This is a genomic window from Polaromonas hydrogenivorans, assembly GCF_040105105.1.
Lineage (GTDB): Bacteria > Pseudomonadota > Gammaproteobacteria > Burkholderiales > Burkholderiaceae_C > Polaromonas > Polaromonas hydrogenivorans.
The window spans coordinates 334,616-353,023 of record NZ_CP157676.1; the positions used below are offsets into that span (position 1 = coordinate 334,616).

General features: G+C 60.4%; 14 protein-coding genes. 13 read left to right on the forward strand and 1 reads right to left on the reverse strand.

The genetic code is table 11. The features are described 5' to 3' along the window. The first annotated feature begins 761 nt into the window (after positions 1 to 761). The 5 genes from ABLV49_RS22475 (at position 762) to ABLV49_RS22495 (ending at position 5,881) form a co-directional block, all read left to right on the forward strand. Complete coding sequence (locus ABLV49_RS22475) at positions 762 to 1,544, forward strand: 2-keto-4-pentenoate hydratase (protein WP_349282101.1); 783 nt, start codon at positions 762 to 764, stop codon at positions 1,542 to 1,544. Between the two features lie 11 nt (positions 1,545 to 1,555). After that, positions 1,556 to 2,515 carry an acetaldehyde dehydrogenase (acetylating) gene (locus ABLV49_RS22480; protein WP_349282103.1) on the forward strand — a complete coding sequence of 320 codons (960 nt, stop codon included), beginning with the start codon at positions 1,556 to 1,558 and terminating at the stop codon, positions 2,513 to 2,515. A gap of 23 nt (positions 2,516 to 2,538) precedes the next feature. Beyond that, entirely contained in the window at positions 2,539 to 3,594 is a 1,056-nt protein-coding gene (gene dmpG / locus ABLV49_RS22485) for a 4-hydroxy-2-oxovalerate aldolase (RefSeq protein WP_349282471.1), read from the forward strand. 12 nt (positions 3,595 to 3,606) lie between these two features. Continuing rightward, positions 3,607 to 4,593, forward strand: a complete 987-nt coding sequence (locus tag ABLV49_RS22490) for a flavin reductase family protein (RefSeq protein WP_349282105.1) — start codon at positions 3,607 to 3,609, stop codon at positions 4,591 to 4,593. Positions 4,594 to 4,729: 136 nt separating this feature from the next. Next, on the forward strand, positions 4,730 to 5,881 hold the full coding sequence (locus ABLV49_RS22495; protein ID WP_349282106.1) for a multidrug effflux MFS transporter: 1,152 nt from the start codon (positions 4,730 to 4,732) through the stop codon (positions 5,879 to 5,881). Between the two features lie 6 nt (positions 5,882 to 5,887). On the opposite strand, the gene ABLV49_RS22500 is transcribed toward ABLV49_RS22495, so the two are convergent. Further along, positions 5,888 to 7,621, reverse strand: coding sequence for a sigma 54-interacting transcriptional regulator (locus tag ABLV49_RS22500; protein WP_349282108.1), 1,734 nt, complete (start codon positions 7,619 to 7,621; stop codon positions 5,888 to 5,890). A gap of 360 nt (positions 7,622 to 7,981) precedes the next feature. On the opposite strand from ABLV49_RS22500, the gene ABLV49_RS22505 reads away from it, so the two are divergent. The 8 genes from ABLV49_RS22505 to ABLV49_RS22540 all read left to right on the forward strand — a co-directional run bounded on the left by ABLV49_RS22505 (position 7,982) and on the right by ABLV49_RS22540 (position 18,382). Next, positions 7,982 to 8,884, forward strand: a complete 903-nt coding sequence (locus ABLV49_RS22505) for a VOC family protein (RefSeq protein WP_349282110.1) — start codon at positions 7,982 to 7,984, stop codon at positions 8,882 to 8,884. A 13-nt stretch (positions 8,885 to 8,897) separates the two neighbouring features. Further along, positions 8,898 to 9,470: a flavin reductase family protein gene (locus ABLV49_RS22510; protein ID WP_349282112.1), complete on the forward strand. Its 573-nt coding sequence runs from the start codon at positions 8,898 to 8,900 to the stop codon at positions 9,468 to 9,470. Between the two features lie 47 nt (positions 9,471 to 9,517). Next, positions 9,518 to 10,729, forward strand: a complete 1,212-nt coding sequence (locus ABLV49_RS22515; RefSeq protein ID WP_349282114.1) for an acyl-CoA dehydrogenase — start codon at positions 9,518 to 9,520, stop codon at positions 10,727 to 10,729. A gap of 91 nt (positions 10,730 to 10,820) precedes the next feature. Beyond that, positions 10,821 to 12,506 (forward strand): DUF1302 domain-containing protein, encoded by a 1,686-nt coding sequence (locus ABLV49_RS22520; RefSeq protein ID WP_349282116.1) that lies wholly within the window; start codon positions 10,821 to 10,823, stop codon positions 12,504 to 12,506. Between the two features lie 31 nt (positions 12,507 to 12,537). Continuing rightward, the gene (locus ABLV49_RS22525) at positions 12,538 to 13,914 is read left to right on the forward strand and encodes a DUF1329 domain-containing protein (protein WP_349282118.1); all 1,377 of its coding nucleotides are present in this window, start codon (positions 12,538 to 12,540) and stop codon (positions 13,912 to 13,914) included. 117 nt (positions 13,915 to 14,031) lie between these two features. Further along, the gene (locus tag ABLV49_RS22530) at positions 14,032 to 15,123 is read left to right on the forward strand and encodes a WD40/YVTN/BNR-like repeat-containing protein (protein ID WP_349282119.1); all 1,092 of its coding nucleotides are present in this window, start codon (positions 14,032 to 14,034) and stop codon (positions 15,121 to 15,123) included. A 6-nt stretch (positions 15,124 to 15,129) separates the two neighbouring features. Next, entirely contained in the window at positions 15,130 to 17,535 is a 2,406-nt protein-coding gene (locus tag ABLV49_RS22535) for an efflux RND transporter permease subunit (RefSeq protein ID WP_349282120.1), read from the forward strand. A 52-nt stretch (positions 17,536 to 17,587) separates the two neighbouring features. Continuing rightward, positions 17,588 to 18,382, forward strand: a complete 795-nt coding sequence (locus ABLV49_RS22540) for a DODA-type extradiol aromatic ring-opening family dioxygenase (RefSeq protein ID WP_349282473.1) — start codon at positions 17,588 to 17,590, stop codon at positions 18,380 to 18,382. Positions 18,383 to 18,408 lie beyond the last annotated feature (26 nt).

The window sequence follows — 18,408 nt, forward strand, 5'->3', positions numbered from 1 at the left end:
CAGCAGGTGCTCTCGAAAACTGTTTTTCATTTTCTCAACCTTGGAAGTGGGCTATCCTGGCTGTCGGTTTACCTTCAATCTGTCACTTTTGAACTTTCATTTGGCACTGATACCTTCAATGTGTCACCAAATCAATCGTCTCGAATTCCTGTTGCGCCCAGCCCATCCACTCGCCCCTTCAGTCATTCAGCCGTATGGTACGGACCGTGCTTATCGGGTTGTCACACACAGGTGCGTACATGGTGCATTACAGGCACGCACAGCGACGTAGCGAGACGCATTTTTCGGAGGTGCTTCACCATAGATTTGCTCGGGTAAATCGCGTCACGCCACGTATGAGCCATCTGCGCGAGGTCAATTGGGCTCGGGTTGTTGTGTGTGACAACCCGATAAGCACGGTACGGACTATGTGTGTAATGGGATGCGGTATGCCCCATCTTCTCGAACTCACCGAAACGCAACCCACTGCGCCATTTCCTCTGATCGCGCCCGATTTGCCAGCGGCGCTCCGGTTGGAGTGATCTTAGAAATTTTGCAATCGCCGCCCCTGCTCCAAAGCGAAAGTTACTAAATTCATGAATTTCTGTAGCAGATCGCTGTATTGGAAAGTGCAGCAATTCAGGGTCGCTACAGATCCTGGGGTAACTACTGAGTTTGTCTCTGAATTGGGGCTATTTCCAGCTGGTCGCCAGCACTCTTGTGCGGCCGAATGGCATGCGTTATGCGTATCGAAACAGCAAAGCAATACAAGGAGATAAACCGTGAGCAATGATTCCCACTTGGCCGCCGCGCTGGCCTTAAGCGAGGCGCGCGAGTCGCGCCGTCCGATCGCACCCATCTCCATCATTCACAGCATCCAGGGGCTTGAAGCCGCTTACGCCGTTGCCGAGATCAACACCCAGGTCCGCTTATCCGAGGGCCGGCGCATCGTCGGCCTGAAAGTTGGCTTGACGTCTCAAGCGGTGCAACAGCAGCTCGGCGTCGATCAACCCGACTTTGGCGTGCTGTTTGACGACATGGAAATCCTGAACGGGCAAGACGTGCCGATGGCCCGCCTGATGCAGCCGAAAGTGGAGGCCGAAATCGCCTTCGTGGTCAGCCGTGACCTGACAGGGACACGCCCGAGCTACGCTGAATTCCTGGCCTGCCTGGGCTACGCCCTGCCGGCCATCGAGATTGTCGACAGCGCCATTGCCGACTGGAAGATCAGCCTGGTGGACACCGTGGCCGACAACGCCTCGTGCGGCCTGTATGTGCTGGGCGACCAGCCCGTGCCCCTGGGACAGCTGGCGCTCGGCGAGCTGGGCATGACCCTGAGCAAGAACGGCCAGACGGTTTCCGTCGGCACGGGCGCAGCCTGCCTGGGTCATCCGCTGCGCGCGGCTTACTGGCTGGCTTGCACCATGGCTGAGCGGGGCCGGGGACTGCGGGCGGGTGAAATCATTCTTTCCGGAGCGCTCGGCCCCATGGTGCCCGTGGTCGCTGGCGATCTGGTGCAAGCCCGGATCGGCGCTCTGGGCAGCGTGTCCTGCCGCATGGTTTGAAGGAGTACGACATGACCCGAAAATTCAAGGCAGCCATCATCGGCAGCGGCAATATCGGCACGGACCTGATGATCAAGATCCTGCGCCACGGCATTCACATCGAAATGGGCGCCATGGTCGGCATCGACCCGGCTTCCGACGGCCTGGCACGTGCCGCCCGAATGGGTGTGCCAACCACCCACGAAGGCGTCGAAGGCTTGACCCGCATGCCGAATTTCGCCGACATCGACTTCGTGTTCGACGCCACCAGCGCCGGCGCGCATATCAAGAACGACGCTTTCTTGCGCAGCCTCAAGCCCGGCATCCGCATGATCGACCTGACGCCCGCAGCCATCGGCCCGTACTGCATCCCGGTCGTCAACGGAGAAGAGCACCTCAACGCATTGAACGTCAACATGGTCACCTGCGGCGGCCAGGCCACCATTCCGATGGTCGCGGCGGTATCGCGCGTGGCCAGGGTGCACTACGGCGAGATCGTCGCCTCCATCTCCAGCAAGAGCGCCGGCCCCGGCACCCGCGCCAACATCGACGAGTTCACCGAAACCACCTCCAAGGCCATTGAAGTGGTCGGCGGCGCCGCCAAGGGCAAGGCCATCATCGTGCTCAACCCGGCCGAGCCGCCGCTGATCATGCGCGACACGGTCTATACCCTGAGCGACTTTGCCGACGAAGCGGCCATCGCCAAGTCGGTCGAGCGCATGGCTGCCGCAGTACAGCAGTATGTGCCCGGCTACCGCCTCAAGCAAAAGGTGCAGTTCGACAGCATCGAAGCCAGCGCCCCGATCAACATTCCCGGCGTCGGCCCGCGCATGAGCGGCCTCAAAACTTCCATCTTCCTGGAAGTCGAAGGCGCCGCCCACTACCTGCCCGCCTACGCCGGCAATCTGGACATCATGACCAGCGCCGCCCTGCGCACCGCCGAACACATGGCCGCCCGCATGTGGGCTGCCCAAGCCCTGGCCACCGTCTGAAGGAGAACCCCATGAGCCACGACATGAGCAAGAAGATCTACATCTCCGACGTGACGCTGCGCGACGGCAGCCACGCCATCCGCCACCAGTACAGCGTCGAACAAGTCAGGCAAATCGCCAAGGCGCTGGACGACGCCAAGGTGGACTCCATCGAGGTCGCGCACGGCGACGGCCTGCAAGGCGGCAGCTTCAACTACGGCTTTGGCGCCCACACCGACGTCGAGTGGATCGAGGCCGTGGCCAGCGTGGTCAAGCACGCAAAAATAGCCACCCTGCTGCTGCCGGGCATCGGCACCGTGCATGACCTGCGCGCCGCCTATGACGCTGGCGCCCGCATCGTGCGCGTCGCCACGCACTGCACAGAAGCCGACATCTCGCGCCAGCACATCGAGTACGCCCGCCACCTCGGCATGGAAGCCGTCGGCTTTCTCATGATGAGCCACATGCAGACGCCGCAGGGCCTGGCCCAGCAGGCCAAGCTCATGGAAAGCTACGGCGCCACGGTGTGCTACGTGGTGGACTCCGGCGGCGCATTGAGCATGAACGACGTGCGCGAGCGCTTCCGCGCCTTCAAGGACGTGCTCAAGCCCGAAACCCAGACCGGCATGCACGCCCACCACAACCTGAGCCTGGGCGTGGCCAACTCCATCGTCGCCGTTGAAGAAGGCTGCGACCGCGTGGACGCCAGCCTGGCCGGCATGGGCGCAGGCGCGGGCAATGCGCCGCTCGAAGTGTTCATCGCCGCCGCCGCGCGCCTGGGCTGGAACCACGGCTGCGACCTCTACAAGCTGATGGACGCCGCCGATGACATCGTGCGTCCGCTGCAGGACCGCCCGGTGCGCGTGGACCGCGAGACGCTGGCGCTGGGTTATGCCGGTGTGTACTCCAGTTTCTTGCGCCACTCGGAAGTGGCCGCGAAGAAATATGGCCTCAAGGCGGTGGACATCCTGGTCGAGCTGGGACGGCGGCGCATGGTGGGCGGCCAGGAAGACATGATCGTTGACGTGGCACTGGATCTGCTCAAGGCACGGGAGCACGAGCGCATCCACGCACAGCCCGTGATGAGCGAGGCAGGCTGAACAGGGGCTGACATGAACCACGACGCTACTCCAGCCTTGGACCCCAAGGAATTCCGTGCAGCCCTGGGCTCGTTCGCCACCGGCGTCACCGTTATCACTGCCCGCGCTGCTGACGGAACGGCTGTGGGCTTGACGGCCAACAGCTTCAACTCGGTGTCGATAGATCCGCCGATGGTTTTGTGGAGCCTGTCCAAAAGGGCATACAGCCTGCCCGTGTTCACCGCTTCCGAGCATTGGGCGGTGCATGTGCTGGCGGCGGATCAAGAGCCGCTTTCGAATCGCTTCGCCAGGGCCGGCGAAGACAAGTTCGCGGGACTCGACCTCGAAGACAACGTAGCCAGCCTGCCCTTGCTCAAGGGATGTGCAGCGCGTTTTCAGTGCAAGACGTCGTTTCAGTACGAAGGTGGCGATCACATCATCTTCGTAGGCGAGGTCACATCTTTCGAGCGCAGTGACCACCCGCCGCTGGTCTTCCATGCCGGACGCTATGCGCTGGCTACGCAGAAGGACCCATCGCTGCCGCAGGCACGCAGCGCACGCGTCGCCGGCGGCTTCAGTGAGGATCTGCTTGGGTACCTGCTCGGCCGCGCGTTCTTCCAGTTCCACGAAGGCCTGCGCAGCAAGCTAAACGCGCACGGGCTGTCGGACCCGCAATGGTGGGTGATTGCCGCCTTGACGGCCAAGGACGGCGTCACCGCGCAGGCAGTAGATGCTGCGATCTCGTACAGCCTTGGCTGCGCCAGCGAGCCGATCCTGCAAAGCCTGCTGCCGACCGGCTGGCTGGCGGTCGAGGGCGTGGACGAACAGGGCATTGCCATTTACTGCCTAACCACCAGCGGACGCGATCGTTCGCTTCACCTGCTGGCGGCCGCCAAGTCGATCGAGGTGGACATGATCGCTCGTATCGGCTACGCGGACGGTGCACTGCTCAAGACCCTGTTGCACAAGTTCATCCACCAGACGGATCCAGGACTACCTGACCTCTGGTGCAATGTTTGAGTCTATGGCCGGATCGCCCCCCGGGGGCGGCGTCTCCTGATTCCGGTGGGTGCCAGAGCGGCCGGCGCAATGGGTTGACCATGGCTCTCGCCAGAGAGCTTGCGCGTGGGTTGCTGTCTTCGCAATGAAACATATATTGATCATCCTCGGTCTGCTGACAGCGTTCGCGCCAATGTCGACTGATATGTACCTGCCTGCCTTCACGGCCATCGCCATGGACCTTGGGGTATCGATGTCTATCGTGCAGGCGACGTTGGCTGTTTACTTCGCCGGAACGGCGCTGGGTCAAATTGCCTACGGCCCGATCAGCGACCGCTACGGGCGCAAGCCGCCGCTGTACGTGGGACTGCTTCTGTACATCGTGGCCTCGGTGGGCTGCGCCGTGGCGCCCAACGTCGAGGTGCTGTTGGTGATGCGCTTGCTGCAAGCTGTCGGAGCGAGTGCCGGTATGGTGATCGCGCGCGCTATCGTTAGCGACCTGTTCGACCATGTGGGCGGTGTCCGCGCATTCTCGCGCATGATGCTGGTGATGGGGGTGGCCCCGATACTCGCGCCATTGGCTGGCGGGCAGTTGTTCGTCTGGTTGGGCTGGCGGGCGATCTTCTGGGTGCTCGCCGCCTTTGGTTTGCTGTGCCTGGTTATGTGCGTGGCTGGCCTGCGCGAGTCGCATCCGCCGCAACGACGATCAAGCGCCGACTGGGTCGCGCGCATGGGAGGGTTCATCGAGTTGCTGCGCGAGCCCAGATTTCTTGGTCACGCTATTGTCGGGGCGTTGGCGATGTCGGCGATGTTTGCCTACATTGCGGGTTCGCCCTTTGTTTTCATCGAACTCTATGGAGTTCCCGCGACACATTTCGGATTTCTTTTCGGCCTGAATGCTGTGGGCCTGATTGGCGGTTCGCAACTCAACGCACGCCTGCTGAAGAGCGTGCATCCAGAGCGTATCCTGCACTGGGGCCTGTTCATGCTGATGGCCTCGACACTGGTCTTGCTGGCGGCGGGTTCTTCAGGCACAACTCAGCTCTCATGGCTGCTGGGGCCCTTGTTCGTCGCCATCGCCAGCTTGGGTCTGGTTATACCCAACTCCGCAGCGCTTGCGCTGCGCGGCCAAGCGGCGCGTGCCGGCGTCGCCTCGGCGCTGCTGGGCAGCTTGCAATTCCTGATATTCGGTATCGCGGCTGCTGCAGTGTCTTTAATGCATGACGGCACAGCGCAGCCGATGACCGGCACGATGGCCGTTTGTGGTCTCGGGGCGTGGTGGGTCCACCGCTGGCTTCGGCGCCGTTGAGAGGTTTCAGTCGTCGAGTTTTTTGACGCGGTAGTCTAACTGTGCACGCGTCACGCCCAGCAGCGTCGCGGCGCGTGAAATGTTGCCTCCGGCCTGTTTGACGGCTGCTCGCGTCATCGCATCGTCCATGTCCGACATCGATACCTTGCCCTGGCGCACAATTTCTTCGGCCATCGCGTCTATCGATTCGGAGGCGGACGAGTCCCTCGCAGCTTCGTCGCCATGCTGTGTGAGCGTGCCGGTGCCATTTATGCCTAGCAGAGACGGGGTATTAAGGGCATTGTCGATACTAAACAAATGGTGCATGTCAATCAATTCGCCATCCTGGGCAAGGATCACGCCGCGCTCGAGCACATTTTCAAGTTCGCGGATATTGCCTGGCCACTGGTGATGCATTACGGCCTGCATGGCGCGCGAGGTAATGCCAAGCACCGGGCGGTCATGGCGCTTGGAAAAACGTGTCAGGAGCACCTCGGTGAGCAGCGGAATATCATCACGCCGTTCGCGCAGCGGCTGGATGAGCAGGGGGAACACGTTAAGGCGGAAAAATAGATCCTCGCGGAAGCGGCCTTCGCGCACAGCCGTCTGCAGATTTTCGTTGGTCGCGGCAATCACGCGAACATTGGTACGCAGGGTCTTGCTGCTGCCAAGGCGCTCCAGTTCCCCGTTCTGCAGTACGCGCAGCAGCTTGCCTTGAGCTGTCATGCTGAGGGTACCGATCTCGTCGAGGAAAATCGTGCCTCCATCGGCAAACTCGAAGCGCCCGGCGCGCGACGTGGTCGCGCCTGAATACGCACCGCGCTCGACGCCAAATAGCTCCGATTCGATCAATTGCTCGGGGATAGCGGCACAGTTCACCTCGACAAATGGTAGATGCGCGCGCCTGCTGTTGCGATGCACGTCACGCGCAATCAGGCTTTTTCCAACACCGCTCTCGCCGAGAAGCAGTACTGTGGCGTTGGTCGGTGCGACGCGCAGCACTTTGTGCCGTAATAAGTGAAATGCTGTTGATGCGCCGACTACGAGATCGTGCGGCGTTTCGCCCGCAAAGGCACTTGGAGCAATCGCGGGTGCGGCGGCAGGAACTTCGGCGGCCTTGCCCGGCATGTAGACCTTGGTGGGCGGCGCAGGCTGGGGCTCCAGGAAGCGCAGATCCTCCGCCGCATCATCCCAGCGCGATGCGGGCTTGGCCACGTTGCGGCAGTGTGGATTGCCCATGGCCCGGCATTCGATCTCGCGCACCAGGATGCGCTGCCCTGCGCAGGTGCTCAGGTAGCCCGTGCTGTAGCCAACCTCAGTCCAGCACACGGCGTGCGAGCCAATGCCATGCAGGGCGATATGCGCTTCGTCCTCGATTGAGTTTTTCCAGAGCCACTCGGCATAGTATTCATTGCCCTGGAGAATCACTGCGTCTGGCTGCGGCAGGTTCTCCGGTAGTACGAAGCCCTGCAGCGCGTGGAGAATCGCACCGGTGCGTAAGAGATCTGCCATCGAAGCTTGATTCCCGACCATCTTCCACGCCATTTCTGCGTCACGGCAACCCGCCGCGTAGCCGATGCGCGTGAGCAGCCCGCGTGCCGTATCGACGCCCAGCGAAGCAATCAACTCCTCTCGCAGAGAGGAGAAGGCTTCCGCATGCAACAACACCATGCGTCTGTCTTCGAGCCAGATGCTTCCCTCGTTGGGCGAGAAGCGCAGCTTAGATGTGAACTCGCGCACCTTGGGCAGGTTGAGGTCCACCAGCAGTTCAGGTACAGCGATTACCGGCGTTGCGTTGTCGTGGGGCTTGCGTGCCGGGATATCACGGGACTTTGCGGTGGGCTTATGGAGCATTGGCAATCGGACGATAGGTTTACGAAATTTAGCAAGATCATCTTTGGAGTGGAGGCATTAATTCATAAATTCATTAACAAATAACCCCAGGGTGTTTGATGCGCAACTGTAGCAATACAGGGCTGTAACAGGCCCAGGGTAAGTACTGATTTTTCCAGTGAAATTTGACCAGTCCTGCAGTGTGTCAAACGCTCATTTTTGGCCGACTGGCACGGCGATTGCGATAAGGGAGGTGCTACTGCAAATTATCACAAGGAGACATAATTCATGGCGGTCATTTCCAACCTCGGCTACGCAATCTTTGGCGTCAGCGACCTTGCTAGGTGGGAGAATTTCGCTGTCGACCTGATGGGCTTCCAGGTCGGCCGGCGCGAGAACGGCAGGCTACTGACCCTGCGCATGGATGAGTACGAGCAGCGTATCGTTCTCGAACAGGGTGCCGAGGACGACGTGCGTGCTGCCGGCTGGCAGATTGACACGGAGGAGGCGCTCGACGCCTTCGCAGACCAGGTGCGGGCACAGGGCGTTAACGTCGAAGCTGGCAGCGCTGAGTTGGCACGCGCGCGTCGTGTCGAGAAGCTCTACGTCTGCGCCGATCCCAATGGCTTCAAGCACGAATTTTATTTCGGCCCGGCCATCGCCACCAGCCCGTTCCGCTCTTCGGTGATGAAGGGGCCTGGCTTTCTCACCGGTCCGCTTGGCATTGGTCATTTGCTGCCGCGGTCAATCGACTACAAGGCCTCGGTCTCGTTCTACCGTCAGGTGTTGGGTCTGAAGATCAGCGACTACATCCGTGAGGAAATCGCTCCTGGCATCGTGGCCGACGCGACCTTCTTCCACAGTTCCAGTGGCCGGCATCACTCGCTGGCCACTGCCGCGATCCCGAGTGACAAGATCCTCAACCACATCATGGTTGAGGTGAAGGACATGGACGATGTCGGTCTCGCCTACGACCGCTGCGTCAAGGCGGGCTATTCGATGGTACTCGAGCTGGGTCACCATCCGAACGACAAGATGTTTTCGTTCTACGTCGAGACGCCTTCCGGCTTCGCAATGGAGTGCGGTTACGGGGGCATCGTGATCGATGAGGCCAACTGGGAGGTGATCAGCTACAGCAAGATGAGCGACTGGGGCCACAAGCGTCGTGCGCCCCGTGCGGTCGCGGCTTGAGCAGGAGGCCAACATGCAAACCGCAATGATTGAGCGCAGTCTTCCCATGGCGCCCATGATGAGCCGTTCAAAGTCGTGCAGTGCCGGGCAAGTTGTTGCTGCCGGGCGCTTTCGTGCAGGAATGGCCAAGCTGGGTGGGGCCTGCACCATCATCACTTCCAGCTACGCCGGAGAGCGCGCAGGTTTAACTGCCACGGCGGTGTGTTCTGTCAGTGCTGAGCCACCCCGCCTGCTGGTGTGCATCAACCGCAACGTTCGCGCCCATCAGGTCATTACCGCCGGCGGTGTGCTTGGCGTCAACGTGCTGGATGCCCGCCACGAGACCTTGGCCATGCGCTTCGCGGGCATGGTTGACGGCGTGGTCGGTGGTGACCGCTTTCTCGAAGGTGACTGGGCGGACAGCGACAACGGCGTGCCGATACTGCGCGATGCCCTGGTCAGCTTCGAGTGTCACGTGATCGATGAGACGGTCTCCGGCACCCACAGCATCTTTCTTTGCGAGGTGACGGACATCGGTACATCCGACTCCGCTGCACATGCCCTCGTGTACTTCAACCGTCAGTTCGTCCCCATCGCAACGGCGTGATCGCCGGTTCTTACGACTTTTCAAGCCTTCATACAAGGAACAATCTCATGTCAGCCATTCTGAAACAGACAATATCGACAAACGTACCCAGCGCGCAGGAACTGGTCGATCGCGCTCACGCGATGATCCCGATGCTCAAAGAGCGCGCCGACTCGGTTGAAAAGAACCGCGTGGTGTCAGGCGAGACCATCAGCGCCTTCGTCGACGCAGGCTTCTTCAAGATACTCCAGCCCAAGCGCTGGGGCGGGTGGGCTATGAGCCCCGAGATCTTCTGGCGCGTCCTGATGGAACTGGGTCGCGGCTGTAGCAGCAGCGCATGGAACATGATGATCCTCGGCGTACATCAATGGGAGTTCGGCCACCTCCCCGAGCAGGCCGGTGATGACGTGTGGGGTGAGGACAACACGACGATCGTGGCGTCGGCTTACGCACCGGCGGGTAGTGTTACGAAGGTCGATGGCGGTTACCTGCTGAACGGCAAGTGGCCCACGTCCAGTGGCACCGACCACGGTCAGTGGGCTTTCATTGGCGGCTTTCTCAAAAATGACGACGGCGTTCCTTATGACCGCTACTCGTTCCTCGTGTCGCGTAGTGACTACGAAATTGTTGACGACTGGTACGTCTTTGGCCTGGCGGGTACAGGTAGCAAGAGTCTGATGATCAAAAACGCCTTTGTGCCGGAGCACCGCGCGCATAGCATGGTTGAGTACAGCATGTCTGACCGCGGCGACATGTACCTGTGGCCGTTTTCGACGATCTTTTTCGGTTCCGTGTCAGCGGTGATCTGTGGCTTCGGTCAGGCCGCGATCGACATCTACTCGGAACAGATGAAAGCACGCACCGTCACCGGCACCAACATCGGCGTGGCGGTAAGTCCCTATGTGCGCGATCGCCTGGGTAATGCGGTCGTACGTGTCAGTTCAGCACGTGCGCGTCTGTTACAGATGATGGCTGAGACAACGCCGCAGGTCATGCAGCGTCAACTGATATCGATGGACGATCGTGTTCGCCATTTGTGCGAAATCGCCCATGTTGGCCGCAATGTCGAGGAAGCTGTTTTGTTGCTCTACAAGGCCACCGGCGCACGCGGCATCTTTCTGAACAACCCGATGCAGCGCGTGCTGCGCGACGTACTGGCCGCTGCCAACCACATTACACAGAACGCTGATGACACGGCAGGCGTTCTCGGGGGATACATGCTAGGCGCCGGCGTACCGCCACTGATGTTCAGCCCGATGAATCAGGCCGATCAAGCCTGAATTTCCTCTTGCCAGTTCCGGTGAGTGTGCTGGATCTGGCCGTCAACTCCCGAAGCACCAACTCAAAAAAATGACTAATGGAGACAACTCAATGCAAGTGAGAATTTTGTATAAATCTGCGGCTCATACACCTCGACGCAAGTTTCTGGATGCCCGCCGGGCAGCACCACGGCTGTATCCGGTTGCGGCGCTGCTTGCTGTATGGGGGCTAGCTGCGGCTTTGCCCGCCGCCGCGTTCGAGATTGAGACGGACACGCCCGACCTGAAAATGCGGTGGGACAACTCGTTCAAATACAGTACCGCCAGGCGACTCAAGGATCCCTCTGCGGTGCTGACCGGAGAAGTCAATCAGGATGACGGTGACCGCAACTTCGACAAGGGGATGATTTCCAATCGCGTCGACTTGCTTAGTGAGTTTGACATCGGCTACAAAAATTTCGGCGCGCGTGTTTCGGGCGCAGCCTGGTATGACGACGTTTACAACAAGTCTAACGCCAACAATTCACCCGCGACCGCTAACGCACTCAGTACTCCCTATAACCAGTTTACCGACGCGGCGCGCAAGCTGCACGGCCATAAGGCGGAATTCCTGGACGCATATGTCTTCGGAAAGTTCGACCTGGACGGCCGTCAGTCGACTGTACGTCTGGGCAAGCACACACTGATCTACGGCGAGAGTCTGTTTTTTGGCGGCAATGGCATCGCTGGCGCCATGGCGCCGGTCGATGCGGTCAAGGCGCTTTCTGTGCCGGGCTCGCAGGTCAAGGAGATCCTGATGCCGGTACCGCAGGTATCGACGCAGGTGCAACTCACTGATGAGCTGAGCGCGGGAGCTTACTACCAGTTTCGCTGGGAGGCTACTCGCCTTCCGGCTGTGGGAAGCTACTTCAGTCCGCTTGACATGGGGGGGCCAGGCGCCGAGCGCCTGATCGCCGGACCGCCGTTGATGCCTGGCGGTGGACCGGCAGCTCTTTTTCATGGGGCAGACGCCAATGCCAAGAATTCGGGTCAGGGCGGCGCACAACTGCGCTACCGCCCCAAAGGCGGTGACATCGAATACGGGGTCTATGCCTTGCAGTTTCACGCCAAGACGCCCCTGGTTTTTGCGAACCCGGGCGTTGGCGTCAATCCGGCGACCGGACAGGTTGGTACCTACGGCTTTGTTTACGGAGAGAACGTCAAACTTTATGGTTTGAGCGCCAGCACGTCAATCGGCGATGCCGGTGTCGCCGGCGAAGTTTCGGTGCGTCGCAATACGCCGCTGGACAGCAGTGGCTTTATGACTCCAGACGGCTATACGGCGGGTAATTCGGCCCACGCCCAGGTGTCGGCGCTGTATGTCTTGCCAAAAACCGGGTTGTGGGACAACGCGTCGATCGCGGCCGAAGTGGCCTGGAACCGGGTCACGAGCATCACAAGAAATGCGGACAAGCTAGACCCCTTGGCTACACGCGACGGATGGGGTTACCGCGTCCTGTTCGAGCCGACTTATTACCAGGTGTTGCCAGCGCTCGATTTGTCGGTGCCGATCAACATCGGCTATGCCCCTAAGGGCCGCTCGGCACTGGCGGCGAATCTGGGTCCGAACAAAGGCGGCGACATCACGATTGGGCTGAACGGTGAGTATGCAAAGCTGTGGAAGTTTGGGCTTTCATATACCCATTACTTCGGGACTGAAGCCACTCTGCTGAATCCTTCCACGGGCTACACAAACAACTACAACCAGGCGATGAAGGATCGAGATTTCGTGTCGTTCAACGTCCAGCGCACGTTCTGATGCGCGGCATCACAACAACGGAGATAAACACATGAAAACGAACAAGTTGACCCAACTGGCTGCGGCCGCTATTTTGCTGGCCCTTGCGGCTGCTGCCGGCGCCGTAGTTTCGCCGCAGGAGGCCGAGTCGCTCAAAACCAGCCTCACGCCGATGGGCGCCGAGCGTACAGCCAACAAGGACGGTACGATCCCGGCGTGGAGTGGCGGCTACGCTACCGTGCCGGCCAACCAGAAGTCAGGCGACCGGCGTTATGACCCCTTTGCCGCCGAAAAGCCGCTGTTTTCCATCACGGCCGAGAACATGGATAAATACGCCGACAAGCTCAATGACGGTAGCAAGGCTCTGCTGAAGAAGTACAAGACTTTTCGCATCGACGTCTATCCGACGCACCGCACGGCGCTAGCGCCGCAATGGTTCTACGACAACACCTTTAAAAATGCCACGCGGGCCAAGATGTCCTCCGACGGTATGAAACTCGACGAAGTAGGTGCCGGCGGCATCCCCTTTCCCATTCCGAAGAATGGCCTTGAACTGCGTTGGAACAGTGAAGTGCGCTGGCGCGGCGAGTCCGTCATCGCACGCCAGAAGATATGGACCGTGACGCCATCCGGTCAACAGGTACTGGCCTCGGACATCGATGCGCATGAGCAGTTTCCCTGGAACTACGGGCCGGACTCAAACCAGAAGTATGACGGAACAATGCCATTCCGGTATTACCTGCAGTTCGTCAACGGCCCAGCTTTCCGCGCCGGCGAAGGCCTCGTGGGGCACTTCCCTGTCGACTACACCAAGGGCAATGCCGAGGCCTGGACTTACCTGGCTGGCCAGCGCCGGGTGCGCCGCGCTCCCAGCGTGGGCTTCGACACGCCTGACTTCGTGGCTTCTGGGGCCAATTTTTTTGACGAGGTACAGGCTCCTACCGGCAGCCCCGAGCGCTACGACTGGAAACTCGTAGGCAAGCAGGAGATGATCGTCCCTTATAACGATAACAAGTTGTTCGCGGTGAAGGATGCCGATGCGATGGGCACCAACCACATGAAGCCCGAGAACGTCCGCTGGGAACTGCACCGCGTCTGGGTACTCGAGTCCACGCGCAAGCAGGGGCAGCGTCATGCTGTGGCCAAACGTCGTTACTACATCGACGAGGACTCCTGGGCTACCGTGCTGATGGATGGCTGGGACGATCAGGGCGCGCTGTGGCGCACGACGCAGCTGTTTGGCTTCATTGCACCGGACATCCCTGCTTACGTGGGTGGTACTTGTTACGACGCTTTCTATAACCTGCAGACCAGCCAGTATGTTTACCGTTGCGGCATGGGTGACAGCCCGCAGCAGTACCAGGTGGTCAAGCCGCGCTCGGCGAGCTTCTTCGCTCCGGACGCTTTGGCAAGCCAAGGCGTTCGCTGACCTGAGAGGCGCCGTCGGCATTCCGGTGTGAGCCGGTGCTGCTGACGGCACCCCTTTGCGATACCCCTGATCTCTACTTGATTCGTCGCCGGGTGACTGGCGACCCTACAGATAACCATGTTCAAGCTAAACGAAACAATGCAACATCGGCTGCTCGCGCTTTTTTTGCTGACACTGGTTCCGGCCTTGCACGCCACGACGGCAGACGAGCCGCCTGCAGTGAGCGCCCAGGATCCTATGCGGCGTTCAGCCCTTCAGTCCAGACTGGCCAGTCGTTCTGTGCTGGTCGGCGTGGTACGTACCGGTGCTCGGCTGGTGGCGGTGGGCGAGCGCGGCCACGTGCTGATTTCTGATGACAACGCCCGTAACTGGCGGCAGGTCGACGTCCCAGTGAGCGTCACGCTGACCGCCGTGCACTTCGCCGACGAGCGTGCCGGATGGGCAGTGGGGCACAGTGGCGTGATCCTGCACAGCAGCGACGGTGGACTGAGCTGGCGCAAACAACTCGATGGCGTTCAGGCCAACCAGCTGATCTCCGAGGCAGCGCAGGCAAGTGGCAATGAGGCCTTGGTGCAGCGGGCCAATCGCTTCGCTAAGGACGGCCCGGACAAACCGTTTCTCGCTGTCCATTTCAGCGATACGAAGCGCGGCCTGGCAGTTGGTGCCTACGGTATTGCGTTTTCGACCGACGATGGTGGTCAGCACTGGAGGCCCATCCTCGACTTGGTGCCCAATGATGATGAACGGCATCTCTACGTGATCCATGAAACGGCAAATGCCGTCTATCTGGCTGGTGAGCAAGGCTTGCTGGTGCGCCGCCAGGGTCCGCAGGGTAAGTTTGAGCGACTCGACGCCCCGTTTCGCAGCACGGTATTCAACCTGCTGAGTGCAGCCGATGGCACCTTGCTGGCTTCGGGATTAGGCGGCAAGGTGTACCGATCCACCGACCAGGGCCTTCAGTGGGACGCAGTAGCGCCAGCCGGGAAAGTTGCTCTTACTGCGGGCGTACTCGTCAAGGGCGGGGTCGTGCTGGGCAACGAGGCCGGACAACTGCTGCTGACCGACGATGGCGGCCGCAGCTTCAAGACCGTGTCATCGAGCCAGCCATTCCCAGCGGCTGGTCTGGCTGCCGCCGCCGACGGTCAACTGGTCGTGGTCGGCCCACGCGGCGTTCAGGCCATGGCGGCACCGTCCTTTACTACGAACTGAATTCCCATGGCTGTTTCCTCTCCTTCATCTTCTACCGAGTTCGCCACCGTGAGCGATCTTCGCGATTTCGATACCAAGTCGGGTAACCGGCTTGAGCGCATCCTGTTCAACCACCGGCGCTGGGTGATGCTGGTCTGTGCGCTAATCACGGTCATACTGGCCTGGGCGGCCTTGGGTTTGCGGCTCAACGCCAGTTTCTCCAAGACCATACCAACCAATCACCCTTACGTCGTCAACTTTCTGAATCTTGAAAAGGATCTTAAAGGCCTATCCAACGTGGTGCGACTAACGGTCGCAGTAACCGACCAAGGCGATATTTTCAGCAAGTCTTACATCGAGACGCTGCGCCAACTGAATGACGAGGTTTATGCGCTACCAGGCGTTGACCGATCGTTCATGAAGTCGCTGTGGATGCCTGCCGTGCGCTGGATCGCCAGCACCGAAGAGGGCTACGAGGGCGGACCGGTGATGCCATCCGACTACGACGGCTCTGAGGCATCACTCAAGACGCTGGCCGAAAACGTACGTCGCTCCGGTGAGATTGGCCAGCTGGTGGCGCCGAACCTGCGTTCATCGGTGATCTACGTACCCCTGCTCGAGAAGAACCCCGAAAACGGCGCGCAACTGGACTACGGGAAGCTGTCGCAGCAACTGGAAGTGTTGCGAAGCAAATACGAAGCCAAGGGTGTCAAGGTGCATATCACGGGCTTTGCCAAGGTAATGGGCGACTTGATCGACGGCCTGCAGGCGGTGTTGACTTTCTTTGCGATCGCCGTGCTGATCACGGCGGTCATTCTCTACTACTTCACGCGCTGCGTGCGCAGTACGGCGCTGGTGCTGGTATGCACGCTGATTGCCGTGGTCTGGCTGCTGGGGTTGCTGCCGCTGCTGCACTATGAATTGAACCCGTATTCGATCCTGATACCGTTCCTGGTCTTCGCCATCGGCGTGAGCCATGGCGCCCAGAAGATGAACGGCATCATGCAGGACATCGGTCGAGGCACGCACAAGCTGGTCGCCGCACGTTACACCTTTCGTCGCCTGTTCATGGCGGGCGCTGCGGCGCTGCTCGCCGACGTGGTGGGCTTTGCAGTTCTGAGCTTCGTCGATATCCCCATTATTCGCGAGCTCGCGACCATCGCCAGCATCGGTGTCGGCATTCTGATCTTCACCAACCTGGCGTTGCTGCCGGTGTTACTGTCCTACACCGGCGTATCGCCGGTCGCAGCGCAGCGCAGTATGCGCGAGAATGATGTGATCGAACTTGCTGCTGATGCACGCCATCCGCTGTGGCGCTTCCTTGACCTTTTTACCCGACGGAAATATGCGCTGATCGCTATCGTGACCTCGGCCGCGCTTGGAATCGCGGGCTACATCGTCAGCCTGAATCTGAAGATTGGTGATCTCGATACCGGTGCGCCCGAGTTGCGCGTAGATTCGCGCTACAACCGTGACAACGCCTTTGTCATCGGCAATTACACCGCGAGCAGCGATGTCTTCGTGGTGATGGTCAAGACGGCGCCGGGGCGCTGTGCCGAATACGACACGCTGCTCAAGCTTGATACGCTGGACTGGAAGCTGCGGCAGATGGTCGAAGTAGAAGGTACGAGTTCCTTCGCCGGGCTGACGCGTCGCGCTGCCGCTGGCATGAACGAAGGATCTCTCAAGTGGTACGAGTTGGTGCGTACGCAGGGCCTGATCAATGCCAGTGCCTCGCGCGCGCCGCGTGAGTTGTTCAACGAGACCTGCGACCTGCTGGCGTTGCACGCCTACCTGCACGACCATAAGGCGGAAACCTTGAGTGCGTTGGTGGTGTCTGTTGAGGCTTTTGCTCGCGAGAACGATACGGCGGACACCAAGTTTCTGCTCGCCGCTGGCAATGCCGGCATCGAGGCAGCGACCAATATCGTTGTGCGCGATTCGAACCTGAAGATGTTGCTGGGGGTCTACGCTGCGGTGATTGTGCTGTGTGCTGTGGCTTTCAGATCCTGGCGTGCGGTAGTCTGCGCCGTGTTACCGCTGGTGTTGACTTCTGTTCTGGCGGAGGCACTGATGGTGATGCTGGGAATCGGCGTCAAAGTGTCTACGCTGCCGGTCATTGCGCTGGGCGTGGGCATTGGGGTCGACTATGCACTTTACGTTCTGAGCGTCACCGTAGGCTGGCTCAAGCAGGGCGAGAGTCTGTCTCGAGCCTACTACCGTGCGCTGCTGTTTACCGGACGGGTGGTGATTTTTACCGGAATCACGCTATCGCTCGGCGTGTTTACCTGGTATTTTTCGCCGATCAAGTTTCAGGCCGACATGGGCGTGCTGCTGACATTCATGTTCATCTGGAACATGCTCGGTGCGCTGATCCTTACGCCGGCATTGGCTCGCTTCCTGCTGCCAGGCGCTGCCGGTCGAGATGCCTGATATGACCGCGAACATGATCGTCGCAACCGAGCATCGTGGCGCCGCGCCCCGCATGCCGGCCTATTTCCTGGCTCATGGGGCCGGTCCATGTTTTTTTATGGAATGGACGCATGGGCCACGCGACACTTGGGATGGACTTGCAACCTGGCTGCGTTCTATCAGTGCCGATGCCGGCATGGTTCCGCAGGCCATCGTCGTGGTTTCTGCGCATTGGGAAGCGGCGCCACTACACATCAACGGCCTGCACCGAAGTGGGCTGCTCTACGACTACGGCGGGTTTCCGCCCCACACTTACGAGCTGTGCTATCGGGCGCCCGGGTCGGCTGCAATCGCGCAGCGACTGCAGGTCCTGCTTGGCGAGCATGACATTGAAAGCGTCAGGGACGATGAGCGCGGGCTGGACCACGGCACATTTATCCCGCTGATGCTGGCTTACGCCGAGGCCACGGTCCCTGTCGTGCAGCTGTCGCTGCATCCGTCGCTAGACCCGGCGGACCATCTTGCCGTGGGCCATGCGCTTGCGCCCTTGCGCGATGAGGGCGTACTGCTGCTGGGCAGTGGCATGAGTTACCACAACCGGCCGGGGCTGGGTGTCGGCTCCGCGCAGTTGGCGGAGCAATTCGACCTCTGGTTGACCCACGCGGTGTGCGCCCATACCGGCGCTGAGCGCGAGCTGCGCTTACGTCGCTGGTCGGACGCGCCGGGGGCACGTCAAGCCCACCCCCGAGAAGAGCACCTGTTGCCGCTGATGGTGGTGGCCGGTGCCGCCGGCGACGAGCCCGCAAGGCCGACCTTCGCCGAACACATTGCCGGGATTCCGGTGTCCTGCTATCGATTTGGAGCATAAATGGTGCCAATCCCGCCCTCATCGGC

Coding starts and splice junctions, on each gene's coding strand:
- ABLV49_RS22480 (WP_349282103.1), top strand. CDS start 1,556: ATGACCCGAAAATTCAAGGCAGCCATCATCGGCAGCGGCAATATCGGC.
- ABLV49_RS22525 (WP_349282118.1), top strand. CDS start 12,538: ATGAAAACGAACAAGTTGACCCAACTGGCTGCGGCCGCTATTTTGCTG.
- ABLV49_RS22540 (WP_349282473.1), top strand. CDS start 17,588: ATGCCGGCCTATTTCCTGGCTCATGGGGCCGGTCCATGTTTTTTTATG.
- ABLV49_RS22490 (WP_349282105.1), top strand. CDS start 3,607: ATGAACCACGACGCTACTCCAGCCTTGGACCCCAAGGAATTCCGTGCA.
- ABLV49_RS22505 (WP_349282110.1), top strand. CDS start 7,982: ATGGCGGTCATTTCCAACCTCGGCTACGCAATCTTTGGCGTCAGCGAC.
- ABLV49_RS22515 (WP_349282114.1), top strand. CDS start 9,518: ATGTCAGCCATTCTGAAACAGACAATATCGACAAACGTACCCAGCGCG.
- ABLV49_RS22530 (WP_349282119.1), top strand. CDS start 14,032: ATGTTCAAGCTAAACGAAACAATGCAACATCGGCTGCTCGCGCTTTTT.
- ABLV49_RS22535 (WP_349282120.1), top strand. CDS start 15,130: ATGGCTGTTTCCTCTCCTTCATCTTCTACCGAGTTCGCCACCGTGAGC.
- ABLV49_RS22520 (WP_349282116.1), top strand. CDS start 10,821: ATGCAAGTGAGAATTTTGTATAAATCTGCGGCTCATACACCTCGACGC.
- dmpG (WP_349282471.1), top strand. CDS start 2,539: ATGAGCAAGAAGATCTACATCTCCGACGTGACGCTGCGCGACGGCAGC.
- ABLV49_RS22510 (WP_349282112.1), top strand. CDS start 8,898: ATGCAAACCGCAATGATTGAGCGCAGTCTTCCCATGGCGCCCATGATG.